Origin of the sequence: Lentzea sp. HUAS12 (assembly GCF_024125735.1) — a bacterium.
GTDB classification, from domain to species: domain Bacteria; phylum Actinomycetota; class Actinomycetes; order Mycobacteriales; family Pseudonocardiaceae; genus Lentzea; species Lentzea albida.
This window is the reverse complement of sequence record NZ_CP099738.1, coordinates 8590825-8609241: the sequence shown is the minus strand read 5'-3', so window position 1 is coordinate 8609241 and position 18417 is coordinate 8590825. Positions and strand designations below refer to the sequence as shown.

Genomic DNA, 18417 nt, shown 5'->3' with positions numbered 1-18417 from the left:
CGGTCAGAAGAGGACGGTGGCGTATTGCCCGACTTGTTCGAAACCGATCCGGCGGTAGGCGGCCTGCGCGACGTGGTTGTAGCCGTTCACGTAGAGGCTCGCCGTGCGGTTGAGAACGCGGGTCAGCCGGTCCGCGACCGCCGCCGTTCCCGCTGTTCCGATGCCTTCTCCCCGGCGGTCCGGGCGCACCCAGACGCCCTGGATCTGGCCGACCTTCGACGACATCGCGCCGATCTCGGCCTTGAACACGACCTCGCCGTGCTCGAACCTCGCGAACGCCCTGCCCGCGGCGATCAGCTCGCTCACCCGTGCCCGGTAGCCCGCGCCGCCGTCCTCGGCGCACGGGTCGATGCCGACCTCCTCGATGAACATCGAGATGGCGGCGGGCAGGTAGCGGTTCAGCTCGCTCGGGCGGACCTGGCGGACCATCGGGTCCGGGGTGATCTTCGGGGCCGCCGAGAGGGCCATCAGCGGCTGGTCGGCGCGGACCTCACGCGCGGGGCCCCAGTCCGGCTGCAACTCGTCCCACAACGTCAGGACCTGCTCGGCGGGCCCGACGAGGCTGGAACACATGCGGCCACGGCGCCGGGCGCGGTCGGCGAACATGCGCATCGCCGCGGCGCTGCCCTTGAGCGGGATCAGGTTCGGGCCGGAGAAGCACAGGCCGTCGACCTTGCCCCTGACCGGCTTGGCGTCCGAGCCCCACATCTCACCGCCCAGCCGCCACGGGTCGAGGCCGGCGACTTCGACCCTCGCGGCGACCATGCACGCGGCAACGGGGTCCGTCTCGAAGACCCCGCGTACGTCGATCAGGTCGCGTTCGTCCAGCACGCGCGCTCCGGCCAGCCTCAGCACGTCACCTAGCGTGCCAGATGGACCGTGTGTTCGACATCAGCCAACAGTGCCCTGTGCCTGGACACACGGTGAGGGGCGCCTCTCAGAACGAGAGACGCCCCTCACGTCGTTGCTGGTTATCAGCCGACGGTGACGGCGGGCGCGCCGCCCTCGACCGGCTCCATCTCCTCGGCGAGGCGCATGGCCTCCTCGATGAGGGTCTCGACGATCGCGTGCTCGGGCACGGTCTTGATGACCTTGCCCTTGACGAAGATCTGGCCCTTGCCGTTGCCGGACGCGACACCCAGGTCGGCCTCGCGGGCCTCGCCGGGGCCGTTCACGACGCAGCCCATGACGGCGACGCGCAACGGCACCTCCATGCCCTCCAGACCGGCCGTGACCTGCTCGGCGAGCGTGTACACGTCCACCTGGGCGCGGCCGCACGACGGGCAGGACACGATCTCCAGCTTGCGCGGGCGCAGGTTGAGCGACTGGAGGATCTGGTGGCCGACCTTGATCTCCTCGACCGGCGGGGCCGACAGCGACACCCGGATGGTGTCGCCGATGCCCTGGCGCAGCAGCGCGCCGAACGCGACGGCCGACTTGATGGTGCCCTGGAACGCGGGACCGGCCTCGGTCACACCCAGGTGCAGCGGGTAGTCGCACTGCTCGGCCAGCAGCTCGTACGCCCGCACCATCACGACCGGGTCGTTGTGCTTGACGGAGATCTTGATGTCGTGGAAGTCGTGCTCGGCGAAGAGCGACGCCTCCCACATCGCCGACTCGGCCAGCGCCTCGGGCGTGGCCTTGCCGTACTTGGCGAGCAGGCGCGGGTCGAGCGAACCGGCGTTCACACCGATCCGGATCGGGGTGCCGTGGTCCTTGGCGGCGGCCGCGATCTCCTTCACCTGGTCGTCGAACTTGCGGATGTTGCCCGGGTTGACCCGGACAGCGGCACAGCCGGCCTCGATGGCGGCGAAGACGTACTTCGGCTGGAAGTGGATGTCGGCGATCACCGGGATCTGGGACTTGCGGGCGATCGCCGGCAGCGCGTCCGCGTCGTCCTGCGAGGGGCAGGCGACCCGGACGATGTCGCAGCCGGCCGCGGTGAGTTCCGCGATCTGCTGCAACGTCGCGTTGACGTCCGACGTGAGGGTCGTCGTCATCGACTGGACGGAGACGGGGAACTCGCTGCCGACACCGACGTTGCCGACCATCAGCTGCCTGGTCTTGCGTCGCTCCGACAGCACCGGCGGCGGCAGTGCCGGCATTCCGAGCATCACGCCGTCACTCATGGGTTGTGCACCTTTCCGTGGATCACTTATTGCAACCTGATCGGGTTGACGATGTCGGCGGTCACGGTCAGCAGCGTGATGGCGCCGCCGATGAAGATGACCACGTAGGTGAGCGGCAACAGGCGCATGTAGTTGACCGGGGCGCCGGCGGGCTTCCCGCGCAGCTTCCTCACCCAGTCTCGCACCCGTTCGTAGAGGTTGACGGCGATGTGACCACCGTCAAGCGGCAGCAGGGGCAGGAGGTTGAACACACCGACGAAGAAGTTCAGGCCTGCCAGCATAAGGATGAAGAAGGCCCACAGACCGCGTTCGGCCGCGTCACCACCCAGCCGTGACGCACCCACCACCGAGATGGGCGTGTCCAGGTCTCGCTCTCCGCCACCGATGGCCTTGACCACGGCCGGGATGCGCTCCGGGAAGCGCATGAGGCCCTTCCAGGTGTTCACGAACATGTCGCCGGTGAACGCGATGGAGGCGGGCACCGCGGCGAGCGGGCTGTACTCGAAGTTCTGCTGCCAGGTGACGCCGATGGCGCCGACCTCCTTGACCTCGCGGCCGCCCTTGCCGTCGAGCACCTCGCGGGTGACCTGCGGCACGTTCACCGTGAGGGCGAGCTCCTTGCCGTCGCGCAGCACCTTGAACTCCGTCGGGCCCTTCAGGTCGCGGGTGACCTTGAGCATCTCCGACCACGTCGAGATCGGCTTGCCGGCGATGGCCGTGACCTCGTCGCCGGGCTGCAGGCCCGCGTCCTTGGCCGGGGCCGGGGCGCCGGGCTGGCAGGGCGCGGTGAGGCCGACGGTGTGGTCCTGCACGCACGGCGTGATCTCGGCGAGGACCGGCAGGTCCTTGTTGTTCGGCAGGCCGAGCGACATCGCGAGGATCAGCAGGATGATGAAGCCGAGGATGAAGTGCGTGATGGAGCCGGCGGACAGCACGACGACGCGCTTCCACACCTTCTGGTTGTAGAAGGCGCGCTTGCGGTCGTCGGGGTGCACCTCGTCCAGCGCCGTCATGCCGGTGATCTCGCAGAACCCACCGGCCGGGATCGCCTTCAGGCCGTACTCGGTCTCGCCCTTGCGGAACGAGAAGAGCTTCGGGCCGAAGCCGATGAAGTAGCGGGTGACCTTCATGCCGAAGGCCTTGGCGGTCAGCAGGTGCCCGAACTCGTGCAGCGCGATGGACACCGCGATGCCGAACGCGAACAACAGCACCCCGAGGATGTTGATGAATGTGTTCACGAGAAGTTCAGTTCCTTCCAACCAGCTCGCGGGCACGTGCGCGTGCCCAGTCCTCGGCGGCCATGACCTCCGCGACGTCCGCGGGGTCGTTCACCCATTCGTTCGCCTCGCCGAGAACCTGGCCGATGGTGTCCACGATCGACAGGAACGACGTGTGGCCGGCGACGAAGGAGGCGAGCGCCTCCTCGTTCGCGGCGTTGTAGATCGCAGGATGGCAACCACCGGTGGTGCCGGCCTGCCGCGCGAGCTCGACCGACGGGAACGTGACGCTGTCCAGCGGTTCGAACGTCCACGAGGTGGCGGTGTCAAAGGTACAGGCGGGCGCGGCACCCGCGACGCGTTCGGGCCACCCCAGCCCGAGCGAGATCGGCAGCCGCATGTCCGGAGGCGACGCCTGCGCGAGCGTCGAGCCGTCCGTGAAGGTGACCATCGAGTGAATGATGGACTGAGGATGGACCACGACGTCGACCCGGTCGTAGGGGACCCCGAACAGCAGGTGCGCCTCGATCAGCTCGAGCCCCTTGTTGACGAGGTTCGCCGAGTTGATGGTGACGACCTGCCCCATCGACCACGTCGGGTGCGCCATGGCCTGCTGCACGGTGACCGCTTCGAGCTCTTTGCGGCTTTTGCCCCGAAAAGGCCCACCGGATGCCGTGAGAACCAGTTTGTGCACTTCGTTCTCGGTGCCACCGCGAAGGCATTGCGCGAGCGCCGAGTGCTCGGAGTCGACCGGCACTATCTGACCGGGCTTCGCCGCCCCCAGCACGAGCGGCCCGCCCGCGATGAGCGACTCCTTGTTCGCGAGGGCCAGCGTCGCCCCGCTCTCGAGGGCCTTGAGCGACGGCTCCAGCCCCCTGGACCCGTCCATGCCGTTGAGGACGACGTCCGCCGGACACGCCTCGATCAGGTCGACCATGCTGGTCAGCGTCCTGACACCGGGCACATCGGCGCCGTTCGCGACGGCGACCGCGTGGACGTCGAACTCTGCTGCCTGCTCCTTGAGCAGGTCCAGCTGACGCCCGCCCGCGCCGAGCCCGACGACCTGGAAGCGGTCGCGGTTGCGCCGGATGACGTCGAGCGCCTGGGTGCCGATCGAGCCGGTCGACCCCAGGATCAGGACAGTGCGTGGAGTACTCATCGCCCCTCATTGTTCCGGAGAGTGCCTGAGAGCCTCGGCACAGCCCGTTACTTTGATAACGGAGTGGTTTTGGAGGTGTGAAGTCGCCAGATCGAGGGCATTCCAGCGGCGTCAAGTCGTTGGAAGGAGACTCTCGGTGGGCATCCTCGGATGGATCGTGCTCGGCCTGCTGGCCGGAGCCATCGCCAAGGCGATCATGCCGGGCAAAGACCCGGGCGGAATCATCATCACGATGCTGATCGGCATCGTTGGCGCGATCCTGGGCGGATTCATCGGATCTGCCGTCTTCGGGACCGACCTCGGCTCGTTCTTCGAGATTCGGACGTGGCTGCTGGCCATTGTCGGAGCGCTGATCCTGCTGGGCATCTACCGGCTGGTCACGGGTCGGCGAAGCCACGCTTAGCCGCTTCAGACGTTTGGGGCCGTTCGGGTGACACCCGAACGGCCCTTCGTCTTTTCCGCCTCAGGTCGCGATGCCCGCGTCGCGGGCCAGCAGGGCCGCCTGCACGCGGTTCGTCAGGCCCAGCTTCGCCAGCAGGCGCGACACGTACGTCTTCACGGTCGCCTCCGACATGTGCAGCTTCGCGCCCACGTCGGCGTTCGACATCCCCTGCCCGAGCAGCGCGAGAACCTCCACCTCGCGGTCGGTCAGCCCTTCGACGGCCTTCTGGGCCTCCTGCCGCTTCGGCTGGCCGGACGTCGCCACCATGCCGACCACGCGGGACGTGACCATCGGCGACAGGTACGCCTCGCCGTTGTGCACCGCGCGCACGGCGCGCAGCAGCTCCTCGGGGGCGGAGTCCTTCAAGAGGAACCCGGCGGCGCCGTCGGACAACGCGCGCACGATGTTGTCGTCCTCGCCGAACGTCGTCAGCATCACGACCCGCACCGACGGTGCCGCGACCCGCAGCTCGCGCGCGCAGGCCAGGCCGTCCATGCGGGGCATGCGGATGTCGAGCACCGCCACGTCGACCCTGCGCTCGCGGACGATCTGCACCGCCTCGCGGCCGTCGCCCGCCTCCGCGACGAGCTCGATGTCGTCGGCGGTGCCGAGGATGGCCTTGATGCCCGCACGCATCAGCGGCTCGTCGTCGGCGATGAGCACCCGGATCATTGACCAGTCCTCTGCACGTGGATCTTCTTCTCGACCAGCTTGCCGTCTCGGAAGCAGAAACGCACCACCCTGGTGCCCTTCGCGAGGTACGACTGCTCGTCGGTGATGTGGTAGACGCACCGGGCGCCGGGTGGTTCGGGGGACGCCTGCGACTTGCGCTCGCCATCGGCGACCAGGGGTTCGTCGCCCGCCGGGAGGAGCGCGAGGACGTCGGCCTCGGGCTGGCCCTCCTGGATGCGGTCCAGGTTCTCCTGCGACACCACCTCGGTCACCGGCTGGGCGCCCAGGAAGGTGAAGCCGCCGATGATGATCGCCAGCACCAGGGTCGCGCCCGCGATCGAGCCGACGCCCGCCCACTTGCGGATGCCGCGCGGCGACTCGGCCTCGTCCTGCTCGTCCTCGGGCTCGTCGGGGAGCGCGGTCTCCTCGTACGGCAGCACGGCGGCGATGCGGAAGCCGCCGGACGGCAGTGCACCGACGTGCAGGATGCCGCCGGCGACGCGGACGCGTTCGGTGAGGCCGATCAGGCCCACGCCCGGCGCACCGCCCGGAGATCCGGCGCGCGACGGGTTGTTGCGCACCTCCACGACAAGGGCGTCCGGCTCGTACTTCACCGTCACCTGCACGGCGGCGCCCGGTGCGTGCTTGGCGGCGTTGGTCAGGCCCTCCTGAGCGACGCGATAGGCGGCGTGAGAGACACGTGACGGCAACGGGTGTGCTTGCCCGCCGCGCACCAGACTGACCAGAACGCCTGCCTTGCGCGCGTCGGCGACCAACGAGTCGATGGACTCCGCAGTGCGTGTCGCCGGGTCGTCGTCGGGACCGTCCTCGGCCCGTAGGACGCCGATGATCGCCCGCAGCTCCCCCATGCCGGTCAACGCCGCCGAGCGCAGCACCCCGATCGCCTCGCGCTGCTTCTCCCCCAGCGACGGGTCCAGCGCCAGGGCGCCCGCGTGCACGGAGATCAGCGACAGCCGGTGGCCGAGGCTGTCGTGCATGTCCTGGGCGATGCGGCTGCGTTCGCGCAGGCGGACCTGCCGCGACAGCATCTTGTGCTCGCCGCGCATGCGGGCCTCGCGTTCCTGCATGGCGAGCACCAGCGCCTCGCGCTGCGCCAGGTACCGCCCGACGAGGAACGGCAGCGCCACGCCCACGCCGAAGATCGTGATCAGGATGAGCATCCCGTAGACGGGCTCGATGTCGAGCGGGCGCGCGTCCCAGTCCCACAGCAGCACCACGGCGACGAACGTGATCGTCGTCGACACCACCGCCTTGACCCACGACTCGATCCGGCGGCCCGCCGTGTAGCTGAGCACCACCATCGCCGCGGGCCCGAGGAACGTCAGCGCCGCGCCCCCGATCATCGCCGTCGCGGGCAGCAGGTGCCGCAACGGCAGCAGGACGACGTAGACCGCGAAGATCCCGGCGAGCGTCCAGCCCGACGCCTTCGTCTCGGCCCACGGCCCCGGCCACACGTCCAGCAGGAGCGCCGCGACCAGCACGATCAGGTCGCCGACGAGCCGCACCACGGTCAGCCCGCGCAGCCGCGCCAGGGTGTCGGCGCGGAACACCTCCGCCCTGGTGCGCACAGCAGTAATCACGCTCTCAAACTAACGAGACGTCCCATGTCCGCGCGGCACGCTGGAGTATCGATCTCCCGCGACGAAAGTTGACTACACGGCCAGCTTCGCGGCTGATCCCGCCCGCCGCGCACGCCACGACGCGAACACCACACCGATGATCAACAACAGCGCCGTCGCCGTCACCATCAACGTCGACAGCGCCACGACCTCCGGCGAGATCCCGCGCTTCGACGCCTGCGCGTAGACGAACACCGGCAACGTCGTCGAGCCGACACCGGTCAGGTACGACGAGATCACCACGTCGTCGAACGACAGCAGGAACGCGAACGCCGCACCCGCCGCCACCGCGGGCGCCACCAGCGGCAGCGTCACGGTCCGGAACGCCACGAAGGGCGACGCCCCGAGGTCGGCCGCGGCCTCCTCCATCCGGACGTCCATCCCGGACACCCTCGACCGCACCACGACGACCACGAAGCTCAGCGAGAACGCCACGTGCGCGCACAGCAGCGCCCCGAACCCCAGCGGCACACCGGCGAGCTTGACGAAGAACCCGAGCATCGCCACGCCCATCACGACCTCGGGCACCACGAGCGGCAGCGACAGCAGCACCGTCCACAGAGCACGGCCGGGAAACGCCCTGCGCAGGCCGAAAGCGGCCAGCGTCCCGATCACCGTCGAGATCGCCGCCGATGCCAGCGCCAGTTGCAGGGTCAGCTGCAACGACGCGAAAACCCGTGTGTCGTCAGCGAGTTCCGCGTACCACTGCAGCGAGAACCCGCTGATGCGCGACAACGACCGCGACGAGTTGAACGACGCGATGGCGAGCCACGCGATCGGCGCGTACAGGAACAGGAACACCAGGGCCACCACGGCACCGAGCGCCCACGGACGACGGTTCACAGCACGTCCTCCCCACGCCGTCCGCGCAGGACCAGCACGAACACCACGAGCACGAGCAGCAGCACCGCCATCGCCGAGCCGAGGGGCCAGTTGTTGCCGCCGCGGAACTGGTCGTCGATCACCGACCCGAACGTCGACTGGTCCACGCCGCCGAGCAGCTTCGGCGTCACGAAGTCACCCGCCGCGGGCACCAGCACCAGCAACGACCCGGCCAGCACACCGCTCATCACCCCAGGCAGCACCACTCGGAAGAACGTCGACACACGGCCGTGGCCCAGGTCGTACGACGCCTCCACGAGCCGCATGTCGAACCGTTCGCACGCCACGTACAGAGGCAGCACCATGAACGGCAGGAAGCCGTACGTCAGACCTAGCACCACGGCGCCGTCGGTCAGCAGGAACCCGCCGTCGCGGTCCAGCCCGGCCCACCCGAGCACGGTGTTCACGAGCCCCTCACCGTCCAGCAACGCCTTCCACGCGTAGATCCGCGCGAGGTAGCTCGACCAGAACGGGATCAGCACGGCCGCGAGCAGTGCCGTCCGGTAGCGCCCGCCGTACCGCGCGATGAACCACGCCAGCGGGAAGCCGAGCAGCAGGCACGCGAGCGTGGTCGCGCCGGCGTAGAGCAGGGTCCGCCCGAAGATCGGCAGGAACGCCGGGTCCAGCGCCGTCCGGTACGCCTGGACCGTCCACGGCAGCACCGCGCGGGCGACACCGGTGTGCCGCGTCGCGAAGCTGAACTCGACGACCACGACGAGCGGCGCGATCAGGAAGAACGCCAGCCAGACCCCGGTCGGGGCGAGGAGGGCGTTGGCCTTCAGCCAGCGTCGGAACACGAGCGCACATCCTGCCACCCGACACGGTGCCGAACACTCGTGTACCGTTGTGAACATGAGTGTTCACCTGCTGCAGACGGCCACGTCCGTGCTGCTCAAGGACCCGACGGCGTCCCTCGGCGACGTCGCGAGGGCGGCCGGTGTCGGGAGGACCACACTCCACAAGCGCTTCCCCACCCGTGCGGCACTGGTCCGCGCCGTCGCGAGCGACGCGCTCGACCTCATCTACTCGGTCGCGCGCCAGGTCGACTTCGACGCCGACGGGGCGCTCGAGGACCTGGTCACCCGGCTGGTCGCGCTGGGCCCGCGGGTGGAGTTCCTGCTCCGCTTCCCCGGTCTCGAACGCGACGAGGAGCTGGCGGCCCGCATCCGCGAGATGGACCGGCCCGTGCTCGACCTGATCACCCGGCTGCAGGGCACGACGCTGCGCCGCGACCTGCCCGCGTGGTGGATCCTCCAGACCCTCTACGCCGGGCTCTTCAACGCCTGGGAGGCGATCAGCGACGGCCGTCTCGCGCCGCTGGACGCTCCCCGGTTCGTGCTCACCACTGTGTTCGAGGGGGTAGCAAGTGCTGGAGCAACTGACAGGGCATGAAGACCCGCATCCGATCTACGAACGGCTACGTGCGCAAGGCCCGCTGACGACCGACAACGGAATGTGGATCACCACGAGCCACACGATCGCCAACAAGGTCCTGCGCGACCGCCGGTTCGGCGTCCGGCTCGCCGACGGCAGCTCTCCGGCCAACGGCAGCCTGCTGCCCGACTCGTTCCTGGAGCTCGACCCGCCGGACCACACGCGGCTGCGCAGGCTCGCGACGCCGGCGTTCAGCCCGAAGAAGATCGACGAGTACCGGGCGCGGGTCGAGAAGGTCGCCGACGCCCTGCTCGACCGGGACGAGTTCGACCTGATCGCGGACTTCGCGGCGCCGCTGCCGATCTCGGTGATCAGCGACCTGCTCGGCATCCCCGACTCCGACACCGCCGAGTTCGCCGACTACGGCGCGCTCGTCGCCGCGTCGTTCGACTCGGGTGTCACGCCGGAGATGTCGGACGCCCACGACAAGGTGCTCGCACTGTTCGACCGGCTCATCGCGCAACGCCGGCGGACACCCGGCGACGACGTGATCAGCTCGCTGGTCGCCGCGGAGGCGGAGCAGAAGCTCACCGCGCAGGAGATGGTCGGCACGCTGGTGTTGCTGCTGGTCGCGGGCTTCGAGACCACGGTGAACCTGATCGGCAACGCCACGCGGGCGCTGCTCGACCACCCCGCGCAGTGGACGCTGTTCAAGGCCAACCCCGAGCTCGCGCCCGCGGTCGTCGAGGAGACCCTGCGGTGGGCGCCGCCGGTGCAGCTGACCAGCCGCATCGCGCACGAGGACGTCGACCGGATCGCCAAGGACGAGTGGATCACCCTGCTGATCGGCGCGGCGAACCGCGATCCCGAGGTGTACCCGGAGGCGCACAAGTTCGACGTGATGCGCGTGCACAAGCCGGAGCACCTCGCGTTCTCCAGCGGCATCCACTACTGCCTGGGCGCGACACTCGCGCGCATGGAGGGCGACGTGGCGTTGCGCGCGCTCGCCCGCCGGATGCCCGATCTGCGGCAGACCGGACCGATCGAGTTCCGCGACTCGGTGGTGATCCGCGGCATGAGGTCGATGCCGGTCAGCCGGTCTTGACCTTCGTCCAGGCGTCCGCGTAGAGCGCTTCGGCGTCGCCGCCGAGGTCCTTGGTGAACGGGAGCTTCGCGAGCTGGTCGTCCGGCGGGTAGACCACCGGGTCGTTCAGCAGCTCCTTGTCGATCAACGGCTTCGCGGCGGCGTTGGGGCTGCCGTACCGGACGGCGTTGGACAGCGCCGCCCCCGCCTCCGCACCGAGGACGAAGTCGATGAACCGGTGCGCGTTCGCGGCGTGCGGCGCGTCCTTCGGGATGACCAGGAGGTCCACGTAGGACAGTCCGCCCTCGCTCGGGATGGCGTAGCCGATGTCGTCGTTGGTGTCACTGGCCTGGAACGCGTCACCGGAGTACGCCTGCGCGAGCCGCACCTGGCCCGAGGTCAGCGGTTCGATCACGTCCGAGGTGATCTGGCCGAGCTTCTTCTTCAGCGACAGCAGGAAGTTCGCCGCGTCGTCGATCTGCTTCGGATCCGTGGTGTTCGGGTCGTGGCCGAGCTTCAGCAGCCCGATCGCCATGCCGTCGCGGGCCTCGTCGAGGATCGAGCTGCGCCCTCGGGCGTCCGGCAGGTCGAAGGCGTCGAAGCTCGTCACCTCGCCGCCGATCTGCGACTTCGAGTACGCCAGCCCCGTCGTGCCCCAGGCCCACGGCACGGAGAACCGGTTCCCGGGGTCGTACTCGGCCTCGGCGAACCTCGGTTCCAGGTTGCGCAGGTTCGGGATCGCGTCGTGGTCGAGCGGCTGCAGCAGGCCGGACCGCAGGAACCGGCGCAGGAAGTTGTCGCTCGGCACCACGAGGTCGTAGCCGGCCTGACCGGACGCGATCTTGGCTTCCATCTCGTCGTTGGTGGAGAAGTTGTCGTACGTCACCTCGATGCCGCTGATCGAGCTGAAGCCCGGCAACGTCTCCGGCGCGATGTAGTCGGTCCAGTTGTAGAAGTTGAGCTTCGGCTCATCGGCCAGGTTCGCGGCCTTGGCGGCGCTCGCGCCACCGGAGTCCGTGGGCGCCGGACCGACCGCGCAGGCCGCTAGGGCGAAGAACGCCATCGAGCCCAGCATCGTGCGCCGGGTCACCCGAGGGCTGTCGACGTCCCACAGCCGGGCGATCCTGAGCTCACCCATCGCCCGGCTCCAGCAGCACGGTGAACTCGGGGTCCCACGCCATCCGCACGGCCTGGCCGGGCGCGCCCGCGTCGTCGATGCGCCGGGCGTTCTGCACGAACGCCGTGAGCACGCCCGCGGGCGTCTCGACCACGAACTGCGTCGAGACGCCGGTGTAGACGACGTCCTGGACGACGCCCCGCAGCACGCACCAGCCCGTCGGCGGCTCGGCGGTCTCGTCGAACAGGTGCACCTTCTCGGGGCGCACCGTCGCGGCGACCTCCCTGCCGTGGCCCACCGCGCCGGAGAACCCGGCACGCAGGTTCGTGGCGCCGGGAGCGTCGAGCGACACCATCCCACCGTCCACACCGGACACCCTGGCGTCGAGGATGTTGGACGTGCCGATGAACCCGGCGACGAACCGCGTCGCGGGCCGTTCGTAGACGTCCTCGGGGTAGCCGACCTGCTCGATCCTGCCCGCGTTCATGACGGCGACGCGGTGCGAGAGGACGAGCGCCTCCTCCTGGTCGTGCGTGACGTAGAGGAACGTCGTGCCGACCTCGCGCTGGATGCGCATCAGCTCCATCTGCAGCTCTTTGCGGAGCTTGGCGTCGAGCGCGCCGAGCGGTTCGTCGAGCAGGAGCAGCCGAGGACCGGCGGCGAGCGCACGGGCGATGGCCACGCGCTGCTGCTGACCACCGGAGAGCTGGGCGGGCCTGCGCTTCGCGAACTGCGAGAGCCGCACGAGTTCGAGGTGCTCGCCGACGCGCTTCTTCAGCTCGGCGCCGCGGACCTTCTTGCGCTTGAGACCGTACGCGACGTTGTCCCACACCGACATGTGCGGGAACAGCGCGTACGACTGGAAGACGGTGTTGACGTCGCGCCGGTAGGGAGGAACGCCCACCATGTCGTTGCCGTCGAGCTCGATGCGGCCCTCGTCGGGGTCGGCGAACCCGGCGATCATGCGCAGCACCGTGGTCTTGCCGCAGCCCGACGGGCCGAGCACCGAGAAGAACTCGCCCTCGTGGACGTTCAGCGACACGCCGTCGACCGCCACCTGGTCGGAGAAGCGCTTGCGCACGCCGTGGAGACCGATCTCGACGGGGGCGAACGTGTCCGGGGTGGAGGCCTCGGCGGGGGAGAAGCCGGTCAAGTCGAGGCGCCTTCGCAAGGTCGAACGGGTGGGGCCGCCCAGAGCGTAACCCGCCCGACCTGGCTCGTAAGGCGTGCGCGCGCGACCTCACACATCCGTGCCCACCCACATGTGCGACGATGACCTCGTAATCCGGATGAGCAGTGGAGGAAACCGTGGCTTCGTCCTCGGAACTGGACAAGCGTCCTGCCGTCGACCCTCACGAGGAGCCGTCGCACGAGTGGGGCTGGCACGGTCAGCTGCCCAAGGGCACGCGCATCGCCGGCTGGCTCTCCGCGATCTTCTGCTTCCTGATGCTGATCGGCAACCACCACGGTCAGACCGAGAACATCTGGCTCGTCGCCTCCGGTGTCTCGATCATCGCACTGCTGCTGTGGGACGCCGCGCGCCGCAAGAAGCCCTGGCGCAGCTGATCAGCCTTCCGCTCATGCCCCGAATGCGGTCCACCGCATCCGGGGCATGAGCCGTTTCTGACCCCCTGGAGACCTGGTCTCTGGTAGAAACCAGGGGTGATCAGGAACGTTTACAGCAAGGAGTGCCCCTGCCGCGGCCTGCTGGACATGGTCGCGTCGAGGTGGACCGCGCTGGTGATCGGCGACCTGGAGGACGGGCCGCGGCGGTTCAGCGAGCTGAAGCGGCGACTGGAGGGCATCAGCCAGAAGATGCTCACCCAGACGTTGCGCACGCTGGAGCGCGATGGGCTCGTCACGCGCACGGTCTACCCCTCGGTGCCGTTGCGCGTCGAGTACGAGCTGACCGAACTGGGGCGAAGCGTCACCGAGCCGCTGGCCGCGCTGCGGTCGTGGGCGCAGCGGAACTACGAGACCGTGGCCGAGGCGCGGGAGACGTTCGACAAGGCCGAGCCGGTCGGCGCGGAGCCCGCCACGCCCCGCTGATCAGGCGAGGACCCACCCCTGCAGGAACTCCTGCTTGTAGCCCTCGCAGTTCTCCACCACCGAGTCGAAGTGGTGCCCGCCCAGGTTGCAGCGGTAGAGCGGCAGGGTCTTCACGTCGGCGGGCTTCGCGGTGAAGACGTAGCCGAGAACGCCGCCGTAGCGGGTCTGCCCCTCGCAGGTCGCCGAGGAGGAGGTCATCCGGTCCTCGGAGTTGTTGATGACGCAGCTGTAGAGCGGTTTGCTGTTCGGCTCCTGCTTCGCGAGGAGTTTGCCGAGGCCACCGGTGTTCTCGACCGCGAAGCCGGGCGGGACGGCGATGTTCGGCGTTCCGCTGTAGTGCCAGCCGTTCCCGTTGCGGTAGCGGGAGAACGCGAGGCTTTCGCGAGGCGGCGCCGGTGGCGTCGTCTGCTGCGGGGGCTGGCCCGGCTGCGTCGCCTGCACGGACTTCGAGGTCTGCGTGGACGACGGCGCCGCGCTGCTGCTGCTCGGGGCGGCGCTGCTGCTGCTCGCCGCCGTGCTGGAGGGCGCGCTGCTCGCCGTGGAGGACGGCTGTTCGGAGGCCAGGCCCTGCTGCGCCGCGGCCGCCTCGCCCTGCCGCGTCTCCGGCTTGATCAGGAAGACGGCCGCGAGCGCGACCACCACGACTACCGCCGCGGCACCGGCGAACAGTCCGATCCTCTTGCGGGACTTCGGTTTCTCGTCCCAGTCCGCGTGCGTGGGCGTGTTCGGCGCGACGAAGCTCGTGACCGGTTCGATCACCACGGTCTGCTCCGACGGCGACAGCGGTTTGACCGTCGTGGTGGCGCCGCTGAGCCGTTCCCGCAGCTGGGCGGCCGTGAGCCGGCGCGTGTCGTCCTGGGCCAGCAACGCCATGACCGTGTCGGCGAGCGGGCCCCTGGTCCGCTGGAGGACCGGCTGCTCGTACATGATCGCGTGCATGGTGGCCGCGGTCGTGTCCCGTTGGAACGGTGAACGGCCCTCGACGGCGTGGAACATGGTGGCGCCCAACGCCCACAGGTCGCTCGCCGGTGAGGGCTGCTTGCCCGCGAACAGCTCCGGCGCCATGTAACCGGGCGAGCCCATGATGCCGCCGGTCGCCGTCAGGCCCGGGTCGTCCATCGCGCGGGCGATGCCGAAGTCGGCGAGCTTCACGCGTCCGTCGGGCAGCACCATGATGTTGCTGGGCTTGACGTCCCGGTGCACGATGCCCGCCGCGTGCGCCGCCTCCAGCGCGTTGAGCGTCTGCAGGCCGATGTTCGCGACCTCGTCCTCGGTGAGGCTCCTGCGCGCCATGACCTCGGACAGCGTCGGCGCCTCGACGAGCTCCATGACCAGGTACGTGACGCCGTGCTCGACGATGACGTCGTAGATGCCGACGACGTTCGGGCTGTTCAGGCGCCCTGCCGTGCGGGCTTCGCGCAGCACCCGCTCGGTCTCGGTGGTCCGCAGCTCCTTGAGCGCGACCTGCCGGCCGATGACCCTGTCCTCGGCGAGCCAGACGACCCCCATGCCGCCGCGGCCCAGCTCTCTGATCGTCGCGTACCTGCCCGCGACCAGCCTCGTCTCGTCCCCCACGACGCCGCATGGTAGCCGCACGGTCGTGTCGGCTGGTTTCCTGTCCGGTTCTGTCCGCTGACAGTGCGTACCGGGTTCGCTACCGTTCGAGATGGTCTAGACCGCTTCCCTGTCCTCGCGTTGAAGGCGGTCTGCTCATGTCTCTGGGCGTGTTGTTGGCGGCGTTGACTCTGCTCAGTCCTATCGTGGACGACCTGCCGGACGAGTTCCGGCAGCCCTCGCCCGCCCTGTCCGTCCAGTCCGTCGTCTGCGACGGCGACGGGGTGGGCGGCAAGCGCGTTCAGGCCGTGTACGTGCGCGGCGACCAGTCGGCGGACCGGTACCCGCAGCTCGTGGGCCAGTTCCAGTCCTTCGCCGATCAGATCGACAACGCGTTCGTCGAGGCGGCCTCACGCCTGGGCGGCGGCGTCCGGCACGTGCGTTTCGTGACGCAGTCCGACTGCCGCGCGAAGGTGGACAACGTTGTCGTGCCGCAGTCGGCGATGTCGTCCCCTTCCGCGGTCGCCGACCAGCTGGCCGCCCGCGGCTACAACCGCACGGACCGCAAGTACCTGTTCTGGCACGACTCCGGCGGCTGCGGTGTGGCGTGGGGCGCGCCGGGCGACGACCGCCCCGGCGCCGACAACGGCTACAACTCGGGACCTTCTTACGCCGCAGTGGGAACGGGCTGCTGGACGTGGCAGGCCAGCGCGCACGAACTGCTGCACACGTTGGGCGCAGTGCAGCGTTCGGCGCCCAACTCCACGGCGTTCGGTCACTGCTGGGACGACGAGGACATCATGTGTTACGACGACGGCGGCATCCCGAACCCGCCCGGCGGCCTGGTGAAGGTCTGCCCCGGCGCACCCGAGAACCAGATCGACTGCGGCGGCAACGACTACTTCCACACCAGCCCCGCCTCCGGCTCCTACCTGGCGACGCACTGGAACGTGGCGCGCAGCCAGTTCCTGACCTCGTCGGGCTCCGGAACCATCGTGGGCATCGGCGGGAAGTGCGTCGACGTCAGCAACTCCGGCACCGCTGATGGCACGGCGATCCAGCTGTGGGGTTGCAACGGCACGGGCGCCCAGCAGTGGTCGCGCGTCGGCGATACGTTGCGCGCGTTCGGGAAATGCATGGACGTCAACGGTTCCGGCGTCGCCGACGGCACGGTGGTGCACCTCTGGACGTGCAACGGCACCGGGGCGCAGGTGTGGTCGCGCGTCGGGAACACGTTGCGCAACCCGCAGTCCGGCAAGTGCCTCGACGCCGCCGGCAACTCCTCCGCCGACGGCACGAGGCTGAACATCTGGACGTGCACGGGCGGCGCGAACCAGAACTGGCAACTCTGATTCGTGTCTGTCCCCGCTTGTGTCGGAGTGAGGGCGTTTCTCACGTGACGGGCCCACTTGCACGTATGCGCATGCGGCAGTTGGCTCAAGCATCACCCCAGGTGAGAGGAACCGAACCATGTCGGTCACCGACGAACTGCTCGCCAACAACGCCCTCTACTCCGCACAGTTCTCCGGCCCGCTGCCCCTGCCGCCCGCCAAGCACGTCGCCGTCGTCGCCTGCATGGACGCCCGCATCGACGTCTACCGCGTGCTGGGGCTGCAGGAGGGAGAGGCGCACGTCATCCGCAACGCCGGCGGAGTCGTGACCGAGGACGAGATCCGTTCCCTCGCGATCAGCCAGCGCCTGCTCGGCACCAAGGAGATCATCCTCATCCACCACACCGACTGCGGCATGCTGACGTTCACCGACGACGACTTCAAGCGCTCGATCCAGGACGACGTCGGCGTGAAGCCCTCCTGGTCCGCCGAGGCGTTCGGTGACCTGGAGGAGGACGTCCGCCAGTCGATCGCCCGCATCACCGGCAACCCGTTCGTCCCCGCGAAGGACTCGGTGCGCGGCTTCGTGTTCGACGTGGCCACCGGCGCGCTGAACGAGGTGAAGCCCTGAGGGCTCGGCGGTACGGCGCTCGCCGCGTTCCTCCCCCACGGACAGCGCGCGGCGAGCCGCCACGACCAGGTGACACTCCTGGAGGCCCTCCTGCCACCGCGCTACGGTCGAACGGATTGCAGATCACGTCTCTTGGGGAGGACGACGTTGAAAAGCAGGTTCTCGAGGCTGTGCCTCGTCTTGCTCGGAGCGCTCACGCTGATCGGGGTGGTGTCGCCCAGCGCGGCACAGGCGGCGGAGCGGCCGGGTGGCAAGGAGAGCTACGCGGTCTCCATCGGCCAGGTCGCGCCGGAGGGAACTCCGCCCACGGGCAAGGAGTTCGCCCGGCTCGCCATGTACTACTTCGACCTCGACGGCACCGTGCGCGAGGCGTTCTGGTTCTGGAGCTGGAGCATCGGCTACCCGGCGGCGACGATCGCGCCCACCTCGGCGGGGTGCGACAACTGCAAGATCCACACCGCCGGCGGGTTCCAGAACGGCGCCGAGGTCAAGGAACTGAAGGGCCGCTACACCACGACCGGTGACCAGCTCGCCATCACCTGGAGCAACGGCGCCACCGAGAGCTGGACGGTGACCCGCCCGGAGACCGGCATCAGCGTGATCGCGCTGACCGCGTCGAACTACGGCGCGAACGTCGGCAAGGGCTACGGCAGCAACGTCAGGACCACCGTCTCCGTGCCGGTCAACGACATCCCGAAGAAGCGCTACCCGGGCGAGTTCCGGTACAACGCCTGGGACGCCGTGAACGAGAAGATGACCTCCGACTGGGGCACCTCGGGGATCAACCTGCAGCAGTTCCAGAAGTGCAACGACAACTGCCTCAGTGGCGCCGTCGAGATCACCGACCCGAACTCGAAGGCCTGCTCGGCGTGCAAACCCGGCGAGCAGAGGGCGGTCCGCTACTACCTGGCCTCCGACGGCGGCCGGAAGAACTACTACGAGCACTTCTGCACGTGCCTGCTGCAGGGCACCAACAAGTGCTACACCGGCGGGTCGCACCTCAAGCCGCAGCTCCAGGTGATCGACGACGCGCAGAGGTTCCGCGGCTGGGTCGGCATCGAGGCGCAGCAACGGATCGCGAACCGCGGCACGCTCGGCGTGCACTGGTACACCGACGTCTAGACCCCGGCGGGGAT

General features: G+C 69.1%; 19 protein-coding genes. 8 read left to right on the top strand and 11 right to left on the bottom strand.

Translation table 11 applies throughout. The annotated features are described in order from the left end of the window. Positions 1 to 3: 3 nt before the first annotated feature. The 4 genes from ND450_RS40390 to dxr form a co-directional block, all read right to left on the bottom strand. The gene (locus tag ND450_RS40390; RefSeq protein WP_253323312.1) at positions 4 to 855 is read right to left on the bottom strand and encodes a GNAT family N-acetyltransferase; all 852 of its coding nucleotides are present in this window, start codon (positions 853 to 855) and stop codon (positions 4 to 6) included. Positions 856 to 974: 119 nt separating this feature from the next. After that, positions 975 to 2105, bottom strand: a complete 1131-nt coding sequence (ispG, locus tag ND450_RS40385; protein ID WP_089917747.1) for a flavodoxin-dependent (E)-4-hydroxy-3-methylbut-2-enyl-diphosphate synthase — start codon at positions 2103 to 2105, stop codon at positions 975 to 977. Between the two features lie 50 nt (positions 2106 to 2155). Beyond that, entirely contained in the window at positions 2156 to 3367 is a 1212-nt protein-coding gene (locus ND450_RS40380) for an RIP metalloprotease (protein WP_245786208.1), read from the bottom strand. 7 nt (positions 3368 to 3374) lie between these two features. Then, positions 3375 to 4505, bottom strand: a complete 1131-nt coding sequence (gene dxr, locus ND450_RS40375; protein ID WP_253323311.1) for a 1-deoxy-D-xylulose-5-phosphate reductoisomerase — start codon at positions 4503 to 4505, stop codon at positions 3375 to 3377. A 136-nt stretch (positions 4506 to 4641) separates the two neighbouring features. Here dxr and ND450_RS40370 point away from each other — a divergent pair, with 136 nt between their 5' ends. Beyond that, entirely contained in the window at positions 4642 to 4908 is a 267-nt protein-coding gene (locus ND450_RS40370; protein ID WP_089917507.1) for a GlsB/YeaQ/YmgE family stress response membrane protein, read from the top strand. A gap of 60 nt (positions 4909 to 4968) precedes the next feature. Here ND450_RS40370 and ND450_RS40365 read toward each other — a convergent pair whose 3' ends face one another. The 4 genes from ND450_RS40365 to ND450_RS40350 form a co-directional block, all read right to left on the bottom strand. Beyond that, complete coding sequence (locus tag ND450_RS40365; RefSeq protein ID WP_253323310.1) at positions 4969 to 5619, bottom strand: response regulator transcription factor; 651 nt, start codon at positions 5617 to 5619, stop codon at positions 4969 to 4971. Next, positions 5616 to 7220, bottom strand: a complete 1605-nt coding sequence (locus ND450_RS40360; RefSeq protein WP_253323309.1) for a sensor histidine kinase — start codon at positions 7218 to 7220, stop codon at positions 5616 to 5618. The genes ND450_RS40365 and ND450_RS40360 overlap by 4 nt, the downstream gene beginning before the upstream one ends. A 72-nt stretch (positions 7221 to 7292) precedes the next feature. Continuing rightward, complete coding sequence (locus tag ND450_RS40355; RefSeq protein WP_253323308.1) at positions 7293 to 8102, bottom strand: ABC transporter permease; 810 nt, start codon at positions 8100 to 8102, stop codon at positions 7293 to 7295. Then, the gene (locus tag ND450_RS40350) at positions 8099 to 8938 is read right to left on the bottom strand and encodes an ABC transporter permease (RefSeq protein WP_253323307.1); all 840 of its coding nucleotides are present in this window, start codon (positions 8936 to 8938) and stop codon (positions 8099 to 8101) included. The genes ND450_RS40355 and ND450_RS40350 overlap by 4 nt, the downstream gene beginning before the upstream one ends. 55 nt (positions 8939 to 8993) lie before the next feature. Here ND450_RS40350 and ND450_RS40345 point away from each other — a divergent pair, with 55 nt between their 5' ends. After that, the gene (locus ND450_RS40345) at positions 8994 to 9533 is read left to right on the top strand and encodes a TetR/AcrR family transcriptional regulator (protein ID WP_253323306.1); all 540 of its coding nucleotides are present in this window, start codon (positions 8994 to 8996) and stop codon (positions 9531 to 9533) included. Next, complete coding sequence (locus tag ND450_RS40340) at positions 9508 to 10620, top strand: cytochrome P450 (RefSeq protein ID WP_253323305.1); 1113 nt, start codon at positions 9508 to 9510, stop codon at positions 10618 to 10620. Before ND450_RS40345 ends, ND450_RS40340 begins: the two co-directional genes overlap by 26 nt. On the opposite strand, the gene ND450_RS40335 is transcribed toward ND450_RS40340, so the two are convergent. Both ND450_RS40335 and ND450_RS40330 read right to left on the bottom strand, forming a co-directional pair. Beyond that, positions 10607 to 11737 (bottom strand): spermidine/putrescine ABC transporter substrate-binding protein, encoded by a 1131-nt coding sequence (locus ND450_RS40335; RefSeq protein ID WP_089917523.1) that lies wholly within the window; start codon positions 11735 to 11737, stop codon positions 10607 to 10609. The genes ND450_RS40340 and ND450_RS40335 overlap by 14 nt on opposite strands. Further along, the gene (locus tag ND450_RS40330) at positions 11730 to 12869 is read right to left on the bottom strand and encodes an ABC transporter ATP-binding protein (protein WP_089917526.1); all 1140 of its coding nucleotides are present in this window, start codon (positions 12867 to 12869) and stop codon (positions 11730 to 11732) included. The genes ND450_RS40335 and ND450_RS40330 overlap by 8 nt, the downstream gene beginning before the upstream one ends. A gap of 155 nt (positions 12870 to 13024) precedes the next feature. On the opposite strand from ND450_RS40330, the gene ND450_RS40325 reads away from it, so the two are divergent. Together ND450_RS40325 and ND450_RS40320 are read left to right on the top strand one after the other, a co-directional pair. After that, positions 13025 to 13282, top strand: coding sequence for a DUF2631 domain-containing protein (locus tag ND450_RS40325; RefSeq protein WP_089917754.1), 258 nt, complete (start codon positions 13025 to 13027; stop codon positions 13280 to 13282). Between the two features lie 96 nt (positions 13283 to 13378). Continuing rightward, a complete protein-coding gene (locus tag ND450_RS40320) occupies positions 13379 to 13765 on the top strand; it encodes a helix-turn-helix domain-containing protein (protein ID WP_253323304.1) in 387 nt (128 codons plus the stop codon). Here ND450_RS40320 and ND450_RS40315 read toward each other — a convergent pair whose 3' ends face one another. Beyond that, the gene (locus tag ND450_RS40315) at positions 13766 to 15340 is read right to left on the bottom strand and encodes a serine/threonine-protein kinase (protein WP_253323303.1); all 1575 of its coding nucleotides are present in this window, start codon (positions 15338 to 15340) and stop codon (positions 13766 to 13768) included. Positions 15341 to 15477: 137 nt separating this feature from the next. On the opposite strand from ND450_RS40315, the gene ND450_RS40310 reads away from it, so the two are divergent. The 3 genes from ND450_RS40310 to ND450_RS40300 all read left to right on the top strand — a co-directional run bounded on the left by ND450_RS40310 (position 15478) and on the right by ND450_RS40300 (position 18403). Continuing rightward, the gene (locus tag ND450_RS40310; protein ID WP_253323302.1) at positions 15478 to 16671 is read left to right on the top strand and encodes a ricin-type beta-trefoil lectin domain protein; all 1194 of its coding nucleotides are present in this window, start codon (positions 15478 to 15480) and stop codon (positions 16669 to 16671) included. Positions 16672 to 16789: 118 nt separating this feature from the next. Next, positions 16790 to 17281: a carbonic anhydrase gene (locus ND450_RS40305; protein WP_253323301.1), complete on the top strand. Its 492-nt coding sequence runs from the start codon at positions 16790 to 16792 to the stop codon at positions 17279 to 17281. Positions 17282 to 17428: 147 nt separating this feature from the next. Beyond that, positions 17429 to 18403 (top strand): hypothetical protein, encoded by a 975-nt coding sequence (locus ND450_RS40300; protein ID WP_253323300.1) that lies wholly within the window; start codon positions 17429 to 17431, stop codon positions 18401 to 18403. Positions 18404 to 18417 lie beyond the last annotated feature (14 nt).

Bases quoted from the DNA above. Each gene is read 5' to 3' on its own strand.
- ispG (WP_089917747.1), bottom strand. From the start codon at position 2,105: ATGCCGGCACTGCCGCCGCCGGTGCTGTCGGAGCGACGCAAGACCAGG.
- dxr (WP_253323311.1), bottom strand. From the start codon at position 4,505: ATGAGTACTCCACGCACTGTCCTGATCCTGGGGTCGACCGGCTCGATC.
- ND450_RS40365 (WP_253323310.1), bottom strand. From the start codon at position 5,619: ATGATCCGGGTGCTCATCGCCGACGACGAGCCGCTGATGCGTGCGGGC.
- ND450_RS40345 (WP_253323306.1), top strand. From the start codon at position 8,994: ATGAGTGTTCACCTGCTGCAGACGGCCACGTCCGTGCTGCTCAAGGAC.
- ND450_RS40335 (WP_089917523.1), bottom strand. From the start codon at position 11,737: ATGGGTGAGCTCAGGATCGCCCGGCTGTGGGACGTCGACAGCCCTCGG.
- ND450_RS40310 (WP_253323302.1), top strand. From the start codon at position 15,478: ATGTCTCTGGGCGTGTTGTTGGCGGCGTTGACTCTGCTCAGTCCTATC.
- ND450_RS40305 (WP_253323301.1), top strand. From the start codon at position 16,790: ATGTCGGTCACCGACGAACTGCTCGCCAACAACGCCCTCTACTCCGCA.